Source organism: Variovorax sp. AC103, from assembly GCF_979254005.1.
In genome coordinates this window covers 15,550-27,598 of sequence record NZ_CEEDFC010000043.1, presented here as the reverse complement: position 1 = coordinate 27,598, position 12,049 = coordinate 15,550, and the positions used below count along the sequence as shown (strand labels likewise).

10 protein-coding genes are annotated in these 12,049 nt (G+C 70.9%); all 10 read left to right on the top strand.

Annotated features, from left to right (window positions below):
- The first annotated feature begins 99 nt into the window (after positions 1 to 99).
- Positions 100 to 2,694: a DUF2169 family type VI secretion system accessory protein gene (locus AC0IYU_RS34235; RefSeq protein WP_472126688.1), complete on the top strand. Its 2,595-nt coding sequence runs from the start codon at positions 100 to 102 to the stop codon at positions 2,692 to 2,694.
- Entirely contained in the window at positions 2,691 to 3,743 is a 1,053-nt protein-coding gene (locus tag AC0IYU_RS34230) for a pentapeptide repeat-containing protein (protein WP_472126685.1), read from the top strand. Before AC0IYU_RS34235 ends, AC0IYU_RS34230 begins: the two co-directional genes overlap by 4 nt.
- A 37-nt stretch (positions 3,744 to 3,780) precedes the next feature.
- Entirely contained in the window at positions 3,781 to 4,413 is a 633-nt protein-coding gene (locus tag AC0IYU_RS34225) for a DUF3540 domain-containing protein (RefSeq protein ID WP_472126682.1), read from the top strand.
- 29 nt (positions 4,414 to 4,442) lie between these two features.
- Positions 4,443 to 4,838 (top strand): DUF4150 domain-containing protein, encoded by a 396-nt coding sequence (locus AC0IYU_RS34220; protein ID WP_435437781.1) that lies wholly within the window; start codon positions 4,443 to 4,445, stop codon positions 4,836 to 4,838.
- 64 nt (positions 4,839 to 4,902) lie between these two features.
- A complete protein-coding gene (locus tag AC0IYU_RS34215; RefSeq protein ID WP_472126680.1) occupies positions 4,903 to 7,281 on the top strand; it encodes a type VI secretion system Vgr family protein in 2,379 nt (792 codons plus the stop codon).
- Between the two features lie 19 nt (positions 7,282 to 7,300).
- Complete coding sequence (locus tag AC0IYU_RS34210) at positions 7,301 to 7,801, top strand: DUF6484 domain-containing protein (protein ID WP_472126678.1); 501 nt, start codon at positions 7,301 to 7,303, stop codon at positions 7,799 to 7,801.
- Positions 7,802 to 7,814: 13 nt separating this feature from the next.
- Complete coding sequence (locus AC0IYU_RS34205) at positions 7,815 to 8,939, top strand: DUF2169 family type VI secretion system accessory protein (protein ID WP_472126675.1); 1,125 nt, start codon at positions 7,815 to 7,817, stop codon at positions 8,937 to 8,939.
- Entirely contained in the window at positions 8,936 to 9,994 is a 1,059-nt protein-coding gene (locus AC0IYU_RS34200; protein WP_472126672.1) for a hypothetical protein, read from the top strand. The genes AC0IYU_RS34205 and AC0IYU_RS34200 overlap by 4 nt, the downstream gene beginning before the upstream one ends.
- Before the next feature lie 5 nt (positions 9,995 to 9,999).
- A complete protein-coding gene (locus AC0IYU_RS34195) occupies positions 10,000 to 11,136 on the top strand; it encodes a PAAR-like domain-containing protein (protein WP_472126669.1) in 1,137 nt (378 codons plus the stop codon).
- A gap of 19 nt (positions 11,137 to 11,155) precedes the next feature.
- The gene (locus tag AC0IYU_RS34190) at positions 11,156 to 12,037 is read left to right on the top strand and encodes a hypothetical protein (protein ID WP_472126667.1); all 882 of its coding nucleotides are present in this window, start codon (positions 11,156 to 11,158) and stop codon (positions 12,035 to 12,037) included.
- The last annotated feature ends 12 nt before the right edge of the window (positions 12,038 to 12,049 follow it).

Sequence of the window (12,049 nt, the reverse complement as noted above, 5' to 3'; positions counted from 1 at the left end):
GTGATGGCTCGGGCGGCGCGGGCGGCGCGGGTGGGGCCGGCGGTGCCAGCGGCGGCAGCGGCAGTTCGTCGTAGCAGGCGATCCACGGGACACCCGGCCATGCAGATCCTCAAACCCCAGGCACTCGGCCTTTCCACGCGGCCCATCGAGTTCCGCAAGCGCTACGGGCTCAGCATCAGCGCGTACCTGCACCTGCCGTTCGCGCAGGGCGAACGCGGTTGCCTGTGGGCCGAGCAGTCGATGTGGTCCTTCCTGGCGAAGGAAATGGCGCAGCCGCTGATCGACGAGGGCGTGGTCAAGCTCACGCCCGAGTTCCTGGTGCACGGCCAGGCCTTTCCGCCTGCGGACCGGCCGAACGCCTGCGCCGTGCGCGCCCGCTTCGGCACGCAGGAAAAGACCCTGCTGGTGTTCGGCGACCGCTACTGGGACGGCGCGCAGCCCAGCACGCCGCAGCCCTTCACCGCCATGCCGCTCGGCTGGCCGGCGGCCTACGGCGGCCCCGGCTTCGCGCCCAACCCGCAGGGCAAGGGACGCGAGGCGCGCGACGGCCTCACGTGGCTGCCCAACATCGAGTTGCCCGGCGACCGGCTGCTGCGGCCCGACCAGGCCGTGGCGCCGGCCGGCTTCGGTGCGCTCGACCTCATGCACCCGCAGCGCGCGCAGCACCGCGGCACCTACGATGCCGGCTACCTGAAGCAGCACGCCCCGGGCTTCGCACCCGACACCGACTGGCGCTTCTTCAACCTCGCGCCCGCCGACCAGTGGATGGGCGGCGCGCTGGCCGGCGACGAGACCTTCGCCTTCGACCACATGCACCCCGACATGCCGCGCATCGAGGGGCGCCTGCCCGGCCTGCGCGCGCGCGTGTTCGTCGGCTACAAGGTCGAGGGCGCCGAGCCGAAGGTGCGCGAGGTGCCGCTGCGCCTGACCACCGTGTGGTTCTTTCCGCATGCGCTGCGCTGCATCGCCATCTTCCAGGGGCTGGCCGAGGTCGGCACGGACGACGGCAGCGACGTGCTCAGCCTGATGGGCGCGGTCGAGCGCAACGGCCAGGTGCGCTCCGACCGCCACTACCTCGACGCCGCGGCCAAGCGCGCCGACCCGAAGACCGGACCGCTGTACGCCATCGTCGACAGCGACCTGCTGCCCGAGGGCGTGAGCACCGCCGACCCCGACGTCGAGGCCGCCAAGGCGCCCTTCGCCATGGCCGGCCTGCAGGGCGAGGCGCAACGCCGCCGCGCGCAGCTCGATGTGGAGCTCGCGCGCCAGAAAGCCCGCGACATGGGACAGGACCCCGACGCCCTGGGCATTCGCATGCCGCCGCGCGAAGAGGTGCCACAGGGTGACGCCCTGCCGGCCTACTTCGACAAGGTGGCCAGCGAGATGCAGGCGCAGCAGTGGGCCGCCGTGGAAGACGCCGTCACCACGCTGGAGAAGGCCTACGCCATGTCGGCGCAGCAAAAGATCGACCTGGGCGCGCTCAAGCACCGCGGCCCGCCGCTGTACAAGGCCGACAGACACCTGGCCGAACTGCGCGCGCAAGCCGCAGTGGGCTCGCGCCCACCCGACCTGGCGCCGCTGCTGCCCAAGCTGCAGCAGTTGGAAGACACGCACCGCCAGGGCTACCTGGAAACCGCGCACATGCAGCCGCCCGCCTTCGCCATGGCCGCTGCGGAGGCCGCCGCGCTGCGCCAGGAGATGCCGCGCGCCATCGCGGCGGGCATCCGCTTCTTCGCGGGCATCGACTTCACCGGCGCCGACTTCTCGGGCCTCGACCTGCGCGAGCTCAACTTTCAAGGCGCCTGGCTGGAGAGCGTGGACTTTCGCAACGCCAACCTCTCGGGCGCCGACTTCACCGGTGCGGTGCTGGCGCACGCGAGGCTCGAAGGCGCCATCGCCATCGGCGCGAAGTTCTGCAAGGCCAACCTCGGCAAGGCCGCGCTCGCAGGCGGCGTGTTCGACGACGCCGACTTCTCCGGGGCCGTGCTCATGCGCTGTGCACTGGCCGGCACGCAGATGCGCCGCGCGCAGTTCGCCGGCGCCAACCTGCTCGAAACCACCTGGGGCCAGGCCGACTGGGAAGGCGCGCTGCTCGCGGGCCAGACCTTCCACAAGCTCGACCTGCGCGGCATGCGCTGGCCCGCGGCCGACCTGTCGGTGTGCAACTTCATCGAGTCGGACCTGTCGGGCGTGGACCTGCAGGGCGCGAAGCTGGAAGGCGCGACCTTCGTCACCTGCACGCTGACCGGCGCCAACCTGCGGATGGCGCAGTGCGCCGGCGCGGTGACCGTGAAGAACACCCGCCTGGCCGGCGCGGACCTGGGCGGCGCCGACCTGCGGCGCTTCAACTTCGGCGGCGCAGACCTGTGCGGCGCGACGCTGGTGCGCGCGGTGCTCGACGGCGCCAACCTGTGCGAGGCGCGGCTGGACGGCGCCGACCTGCGGCTGGCCAGCGCCAAGGGCGCGCTGCTGCGCATGAGCCGCTGCGCCGGCGCGCTGCTGTCGGGCGTGAACTTCAGCGACGCGGTGCTGCAGAAGGCCGACCTGCGCGGCGCCGACCTGCGGCGCAGCAACCTCTTCGGCGCCGACCTGAGCCGCGTGCGGCTCGACGGCGACACCCGGTTCGACGGCGCGCTGCTGACGCGCGCACGCACCTGGCCGCGCCTGACCCCAGAACAACAGGCGGCCCCATGACCCCGACGCTGCTGGCCCTGGCGGTGCGCGTCGGCGAGACGCTGGAGGGCCTCGACCTGGGGCAGGGCCACTTCGCCGGGCTGGCGCTGGGCGGCGGCGTGTTCTCGCGCGTGCGCTTCGCCGAAGCCGACCTGCGCGGGGCCGACCTGCGCGAGGCGGTGTTCGACCAGTGCGACCTGCGCGGTGCGCTCGCCGCCGGCGCCAACCTGCGCCGCGCGGTGTTCAACCGCTGCCTGCTCGACCATGCCGACCTGCGCCAGGCCAACCTGCACGGCGCGGTGTTCACCGAATGCGACCTGCAGCATGCGCAGCTGGCGCAGGCCGTGCTCACCATGGCCACGCTGGCCAAGAGCACGCTGGCGCACGCCAACCTGCGCGGCGCGCAGCTCGGCTCGGCGGTGTTCACCCAGTCGGTGCTGCTGGACGTGTGCGCGGACGACACCGACTGGCCCTACACCACCGTCAACGAATGCGACCTGTCCCACCTCACGTGGGCCGGTGCGCGCATGCAGCGCAACGTGTTCTTCAAGACCTCGCTGAAGGGCATGTCGTTCGCGGGCCTGGCGCTCGACGGCTGCCAGTTCTCGTCCACCGACCTGAGCGGGGCCGACTTCAGCGGTGTGGTGCTGCGGCAGTGCAACTTCCAGGGCGCGACGCTCGCGGGCGCGAAGTTCGTGAAGGCGGTGGCGCCCTCGGCCATCTTCTGCGAGGCCACCGGCCGGGGCGCGGACTTTGCCGGCGCGCGGCTGCGGCAGGCGCTGTTCACCGGTGCCGCGCTGCCGCAGGCCAACTTCGCGACCTGCGACCTCTACCAGACGCATTTCGCGGGCGCGAAGCTGCAGGGCGCCAACCTGGCGGGGGCCGACCTGACCTACGCCGACTTCCGGCATGCCGACCTCGGCCGCGCCGACCTGCGGCGCGCCACGCTGCAGCGCACCGTGCTGCACGGCGCGAACACCGAAGACGCGCAGATGACCGACCGCGCGCACGCCATCGAGAACGACCCCGAGCTGGCGGCGGCCGAACGCTGGCAGCCGCTGGTCGCATGACACCCGCACGCATCCAGACACAACGAAGGAACTGGCCATGAACGACACCACAGCGACATCTGCAGCGGCACGGGCCCCCGCGCCTTCGCGCGGGCGCAGGCGACAGCCCGCCGAAGCCATCGGCGGCACCTGGTGCGTCGGCATCCTGGCCTTCGATGCGGCAGGCCGGAGCGTGGTCACCAGCGGCGCGCTGCGCCTGCAGGCCGCGCGCGCGGCCAGCTGCCTGCTCGAACCGGCCGCCGGCGACAGCGTGGCCTGCCTGCGCATCGCGCCCGACGAGGTCTGGATCATGGCCGTGCTGCAGCGCGAGGAAGGCACGGCCAACGTGGTGGGCTGCCCCGGCAACCTGCGCATCGCCGTGGAGGGCGGGGCGCTCGACATCGATGCCCGGCAGCTGCGCGTGAGCGCCGACACCGCCGAGCTCGTCGGCCGGCAGCTGAGCGTGGTCGGCACCGGCATCAAGCTCGTGGGCTCGGTGCTGTCCTCGGTGATGGACCGGGTGCAGCACTTCAGCCGGCACTACCTGCGCACCACCGAGGGCATCGACCGCGTGGCCGCCACGCACGTCGAGGTCGAGGCGAAGCAACTGCTGCGGCTCGAAGGCGAGCACACGCTGGTGAACGGCCGCGAGCTCATCAAGGCGCGCGGCGCGCAGATCCACTTCGGCTGAAGCCGCAACCCGACCAGGGAGCAGACGAGATGTTCGCCAACTGCCAGCTGATGGGCACCGACATGGGCTTTCCCGATGTCTGCATCACGCCCGCCGCGCCGTCGCCCATTCCGGTGCCGTACCCCAACATCGCGATGGGGCCCATGGCCATTCCCAACTGCCCCACCATCCTGGTGATGGGCGCACCGGCCCACAACCTGGGCACCAGCATCCCGATGACCAACGGCGACAACCCCGGCGTGCTGCTGGGCGTGGCCTCGGGCACCGTGATGGGACCGAGCCGCCATCTCACGGGCGCCTTCACCGTGCTGTGGAACGGCATGCCCGCCACGCGGCTCACCAGCGTGTCGCTGCAGAACAGCACCAACTGCCCGGGCGTGCGCACCGTGCCGAGCCAGCCGCTGGTGGTGCTGCTGGCGCCCTGACGAACGCCCCCGTTCACAGCAGGCACAGCAGGCAAAGAAGGCAGAACATAGGGAGACGCCATTCATGGCCGACCAGGAGTTCCGCATCGAAAGCGATTCGCCCGCCAGCAACGACCTGATGTTCTGGCGCATCGTGGGGCACGAGGCCCTGGCGCGCGCATCGACCTACGAGCTCACCGTGCTGTCGAAGAACCGGGCGATCGACGCCAAGGACATCCTGGGCCGGGCCTTCGACGTGGTCATCGGTTTCGAGGACGCCGACGGCGCCCGGCACGAGCGGCACTGCCAGGGCCATGCGGTGCGCTTCGTGCGCGCGGGCCACGTGGGGCGCTACGTCGAATACCGCTTCACGCTGCGTTCGTGGTTCTGGCTGCTAGGCAAGCGCATCAACTCGCGCATCCTGCAGGACAAGCCGGTGCTCGACGTGCTCGACGCGGTGTTCGAGGACAGCCCGATCACCCGCTTCAAGAAGACCCGGACCGACAACGTCATCGGCACCCACGCGCCGCGCCGCTACTGCGTGCAGCACCAGGAAAGCGACTACCGGTTCCTTTCGCGGCTTCTGGAAGACGAGGGCATCTACTACTGGTTCGATGCGCACGACGCCCCCGGCACCATGCACCTGTCCGACGCGAGCGACATGGCGCACGAGAAGCTGCCGGCGGCCGGCACGCTGCGCTACGTGCCAGGCGATGCGGCCGAGGCGCGCTTCAACGAGGTGTCGCGCTGGGTGAGCGAGCGCCAGCTGGACACCGGCACCTACGCCTCGGCCGACAGCGACTTCAAGGCCATCAAGAAGAAGCTCGAGGCCGCCGGCGGCACGCCCGACACGCACGAGCTGGCCGAGTTCGAGGCCTTCGAGTTCGCGGGCGGCTACTTCACCGGCAGCGACGCCGACGACAAGGGCAAGCTGCGCGGCGAGGAAATCGGCGCGCGCCGCCAGCGCCACTGGGCGCTCACGCCATGGCCCGACGTGGCGGCGGGGCGCAGCTTCAAGTTCGAGGGCGACCCCGACGGCACCCGCGACAGCGACTACGTGATCGCGGCCTGCACCTTCGTCGCCAGCCACCCCGGCTACGAAGGGGCCGACCTGGAGGCCGCGCGCACCCCGGTGACCGAACTGCTGCGCGAGGCGCTCGCCGACGACGCCGTGCTGGCCGACACGCGGGGCGCGTTCGAGGCGGTGGCCGCCGGCATGCCGTCGCTGCAGGCCGGCCCGCCGGGCGCCTGCGCCTTCCTGCTCACCGTGTTTCCGGTCGACATGCCGTTTCGCCCGCCGCGCCTCACGCCGCGCGTGGTCATGCCGGGGCCGCAGTCGGCGATCGTGGTGGGGCCGTCGGGCGAGGAGATCCACGCGGACGACTTCGGCCGCGTGAAGGTGCACTTCCACTGGGACCGCTACGACAAGAGCAACGAGAAGTCGACCTGCTGGGTGCGTGTGTCGCAGCCCTGGGCCGGCAAGGGCTGGGGCGGGTACTTCTGCCCGCGCATCGGGCAGGAGGTGATCGTCGACTTTCTGAACGGCGACCCGGACCGGCCGTTGATCATGGGCCGCGTCTACAACGACGACCAGCCCATTCCCTTCGGCAGCCACACGCAGAGCGGCTTTCGCACGCGCTCCACGCCCAAGGGCAGCGCGGCCAACTGCAACGAGTTCCGCCTCGAGGACAAGAAGGGCGCCGAGCAGGTGTACCTGCACGCCGAGAAGAACCAGGACATCGAGGTCGAGAACGACGAGACGCACTGGGTCGGCCACGACCGCACCAAGACCGTCGACCATGACGAGACCGTGCACGTGAAGCACGACCGCACCGAGACGGTCGACAACAACGAGACCATCACCGTGCACGGCCAGCGCACCGAAACGGTGGACAAGAACGAGACCATCACGGTCCACATGAACCGCACGGAAACGGTGGACCTGAACGAGACCATCTCCATCGGCCAGAACCGCACCATCACGGTGGGTGCGAGCGAGACGGCCACGGTGGCGCTGCAGCGCACGCACACGGTGGGCGTCAACGAGACCATCACCGTGGGCGCGGCGCAGGAGATCACGGTGGGCGCGATGCAGGCGGTGACCGTGGGCGCGAGCCAGACGATCAGCGTGGGCGCCAGCCAGTCGAGCAGCATCGGCGCGAACCGCTCGGTGGACGTGGGCGCGAACCTGTCGACCAACGTGGGCGCGGACGAGTCGCGCAGCGTCAGCGAGGGGCGCACGGCCAGCGTGGGAAAGGACGATTCGCTCTCGGTGGGAAAGAACCTCGTCATCACGGCGGGCGACTCCATCTCCATCACCACGGGCAGCGCGAGCATCACGATGAAGAAGGACGGAACCATCGTCATCAAGGGCAAGGACATCACGATCGACGCCTCCGGAAAGATCAACGCGAAGGCGAGCAGCGACATCGTGATGAAGGGTTCGAAGATTCTGCAGAACTGATTCACCACGGAGATCGACCATGAGCGGCAGAGACCTGATCGAAGCGCAGCTGGCGGCCAACGCCACGCAGGAGCCCGCGGCGGGGCCATGGCAGGGCGCCGCCGTCGGCGAACTGGTGGCCATCGCCGACGAGGGCGGCACGCCCCTGGTCGTGTTCGAGGGGCAGCCCGGCACGGCGGCGCTGCGCGCGCGCAGCGTGGTCGACCTGCACGGCGTGCACATCGGGCGCGCGGTGGTGCTGATGTTCGAGCAGGCCGATCCGGCGAGGCCGATCGTGATGGGTGTGCTGCGCGCAGAGCCCGGTTGGCCCGAGGCCGAGGTGGCCGCGCCCGCGCAGGTGGAAGTCGATGCCGACGGCGAGCGTCTCCTCGTCAGCGCGCGCACGCAGATGGTGCTGCGCTGCGGCAAGGCCAGCATCACGTTGACGCGTGCGGGAAAGGTGCTGATCCAGGGCAGCTATGTGCTGAGCCGCTCGACCGGCGTCAACCGCCTCCGGGGCGGCGCCGTGCAGATCAACTGACCGGGCGCGGGCCATGGAAGTCGTCAACGCAACGGGCATGACGGTGGGCTACACGCAGGGCGTGGAGCCTTCGGGGCGCGAACTGCTGGTCGTGGTGGTGAAAGGCACCTTCGCCATTCCGGAGCCCTCCGACGGCGCCGATGCGTTGGCGCAGCCGCACGCGGTGCAGCGCCCGCTGATCGTGGCCGACACCTTCACGGGCGAGCCCGGCCTCTCGGCGCCGGCCGAGGAGGTGGACTTCGCGCCGCGCAAGCACCGCTGCGACGTGCTGGTCTCCGGCGTTGCGCACGCGCCGCACGGCGAGCCCGCGGCGCGCGTGCTGGTGGGCGTGCGCATCGGCAACTGGCGCAAGGCCTTCGCGGTGGTGGGCGACCGGCAGTGGCTGTGCGGCCTGTCGGGCACGCGGGCCTCGGCGCCGGAGCCCTTCGCAACGCGGCGCATCTCGTACGACGTGGCCTTCGGCGGCGTCGACGCGCGCCATGAAGACCCGGCGCAGCACGGCGCCTACATGCGCAATCCCGTGGGGCGCGGCTGGCATCGCCACCTGCAGGCCCGCTACGTGGACGGTGCGCCGCTGCCGCATACCGAGGAGATCGATCGTCCGGTGGACGCGCCCGACGGCACGTTCGCGCCCATGGCGCTCGGCCCGCTCGGGCGCCACTGGGCCGGGCGGCTGCCGCATGCGGGCACCTACGACCAGGCGTGGATCGACCATACCTTTCCGTTCCTGCCGGCCGACTTCGACGAGGCCTACTACCAGGCCGCGCCGGCCGACCAGCAGATCGGGTTTCCGCTCGGCGGTGAAGAAGTCGTGCTGATGAACCTGCGACCCGAAGGGCAGACGCGCTTTCGCCTGCCGCGCCACGAAGTGCCGGTGACCTTCTTCCGCCGCAAGGGCGGCCGCGACGAGATCATGGCCACGCTGGACACGGTCGCGATCGATGCGCAGCAGGGCTTTCTCACGCTCGCGTGGCGCGCTACGCTGCCGCTGAAGAAGAGCCTCTTCGAGGTGTCGAACATCCTCGCCGGGCGCATGTCGAGCGGCTGGTGGCGCGCGCGAGAGCTGGGCAAGGAGTGGCATCCGTCGCTCGCCGACCTCGTGCGCAGCCGGCGCGAGGCGCTGGAGGACGAGGCATGAGCGCCGGCAGCGCGATGAGTGCTGCGCCCCTCGCCATCGCTCGCACGGGCCTCGTCACCGGCGTGGGACTCGACACGGCGGCCACCTGCGCCGCCATTCGCGGGGCCATCGACAACTTCCAGCAGACCGGCTTCAGGGACACGGCCGGCGAGTGGCTCATGGGCTGCGAGGTTGCGCTGCCGCAGCCCTGGCGCGGGGAGACCAGGCTGGTGAAGATGGCCGCGCGGGCCGTCACGCAATGCCTGGCAGGGCTCGACCGTGCGGCCTGCGAGGCGATGCCGCTGCTGCTGTGCCTGCCGGAGGCCGCACGCCCCGGCCGGCTGGTGCCGGACGATGCGCGCTTCTTCGAGGCGCTGGAGGCCGAGCTCGGCCTGCGCTTTCATGAGCGCTCGGCGCTCGTGGCGCAGGGCCACGTGTCGGTGGCGGTCGCGCTGCTGCAGGCCCGGCAGCTGATGGCTCTGCTGCCCGTGCCGCGTGTGCTGGTGGTGGCCGCCGACAGCATGTTGTCCGGCGCCACGCTGGCCGACTGCGAGGCGCGCGACCGGCTGCTGACGAGCGAGAACTCCGACGGCTTCATTCCCGGCGAGGGCGCCGCGGCGATGCTGGTGCAGCCGCTGCACGCGCAGGCGGGGCCGCAGCTGGTGTGCCGGGGGCTGGGCTTCGCGCTGGAGCATGCCCACATCGATTCGGAAGACCCGCTGCGCGCGGACGGCCTCACCGAGGCCATCCGGCAGTCGCTGCGCGAGGCGGAATGCGGCGAGGGCATTCTCGACTTCAAGATCATCGACGCCTCGGGCGGGCAGTACGCGTTCAAGGAGGCCACGCTTGCGTTCGGCCGGCTGGACCGCACCAAGCGCAGCGAGTTCGACGTGTGGCACCCGGCGGACTGCATCGGCGAGGTCGGCGCGCCCATCGGCGCGGTGATGATCGCGGTGCTGAAGGCGGCCTGCGAGAAGGCCTATGCGCGAGGCGACAACGCGCTGATGCACCTGGGCAACGACGACGGCCGGCGCGCGGCCATGGTGTTCTCCTGGCATGCGGGCGGCGGGGGCTGAGCGGCATGGCCAACCAGGTGTTCGCCAACGGCCGCGAGGTCGCCTGCAAGGCCGGCGCGGGCAAGACCATCTGCGCCACGCCCGACGTGTGCATGACGCCGCCCGAGAACCCCGCCACGCCGCCCGGCGTGCCCGTGCCGTACCCGAACACCGGCCTCGCCTCGGACACCACCGACGGCAGCCGCACGGTGCAGATATCGGGGCAGGAGGTCATGCTGAAGAACAAGTCGTACTTCAAGACCTCGACCGGCGACGAGGCCGGCTGCGCGGCCAAGAAGGGCGTGGTGTCGAGCAAGAACAAGGGCAAGGTCTATTTCATCGACTGGTCGATGGACGTGAAGTTCGAGGGCGAGAACGCGGTGCGGCACCTCGACAAGACCACCAACAACCACGGCAGCCCGACCGCCAACGAGTCGATCCCGTGGCCCTTCGTCGACTCGATGGCCGACGCCGAGATCAAGGCCCTGTGCGACAAGGACCGCGCGCAGGAGAAGACCGCCTGCAAGGGCTACAAGAAGAAGGCCGGAGGCCCCGGCAAGGACGTGTGCGAGGAGGCCGGCATCGGCAGTGCGTTCACGCGCGCCAAGGGCGCGACCACCACCCGCGCGCGCAACGCCAGCGAGAACCCGTGCTCGGCCGCACGCCGCTGCCGGCTTGCGCCGTACGACGCCGAGCCCAGGGACGGCATCACCGGCTGCTGCCCCGCGCAGACCGGCGACCACATCGTGCCCAAGAGTTCGTTCTTCGTGAGCTCCGTGAAGAACGGCACGAAGATGCCCGGCTGGGAGAAATACGAGATCGGCAAGGCACCCTGCATGTGCACCGAGGGCGGCAGCTGCTCCGGAACGCACGGGCTGCGGCATGCGCACCACAAGACGACGGCGGGGCCGGGCGTGTCGCCCGGGGACCACCGCTCGTTCAACGCCGAGGTTGCGCACTGTGCCGCCGGTGCCAAGGAGGTGGCGCCGCAATGCAGCAAGGAATGCATCGAGGCGCAGCTCCGGCAAGGCCACAAGGGCATGGGCGACCAGCGCAAGGCCGTGAAGTACTCGCCCACCGGCAAGAACGAGATGTCGAGGTTCGCCGAGATGAAAAAGACCATTGCCGCCGCGCTGACCAAGTTCGGCTGGGCGGCGCGCTGACTTCAGAAGGAGTTTTTCCATGGCCACCCGAGCTTCCGATACACGCGAATTCGTGCGGGGCGCCGCGCGCTTCCACGACCTGGTCTACGTCATCAGCAAGGCCCGTTCGCTGGTGGCGCAGGAGATTGCGCACACCAGCCTGGTGGCCGTCGACCAGGGGCGGTGGAGCGATGCCGCCGACACCGACTGGGACGCGAGCGCCATCGCCATCGCGCGCGGCCCCGAGGAGTGCGTGGTGCTCGTCGGCGAGGACGGCGACGTCGTCACCTACGCAGGCGGCACGACGAGCGAAGAGGCGATCGTGCCGCCGCCCGTGATGATCCGCAACGCGCGCGACATCGCCGGGCGCGTGTACGCCTGCGGCATGAAGCGCCAGGTGTTCCAGCGGCTCGACGGGCAATGGGTGGACCGCAGCGCGCCGCGCGCCGGCGACACGGAGAAGTACGGCTTCGAGGCCATCGACGGCTTTGCCAGGGACGAGATCTACGCCGTGGGCTGGGGCGGCGAGGTGTGGCAGTACGACGCCGCGGCGTGGGTGCAGCGCGCGAGCCCCACCAACGTGATCCTCACGGCCGTGTGCTGCGCGGGCGACGGCGTCGTCTATGCGGCGGGGCAGGGCGGCGTGATGCTGCGCGGGCGCCACGACGCATGGTCGCTGGTGCAGTGGCAGGACGAAGTCTCCGCCGACCTGTGGGACCTGTGCTGGTTCCAGGACCGGCTCTACGTGGCGACCATGTCCGCGCTCTACACGCTGGACCGCGACGTGCTGGTGCCGGTGGATTTCGGCGGCACCGGCCCGGCCACCTGCTGCAGCCTCTCGGTGGCCGAGGGCGTGCTGTGGTCGGTGGGGCGCGCGCATGTGGCGTCGTTCGACGGCACCGCATGGCGCACCTTCGACTGAGCCGGGAGCGCA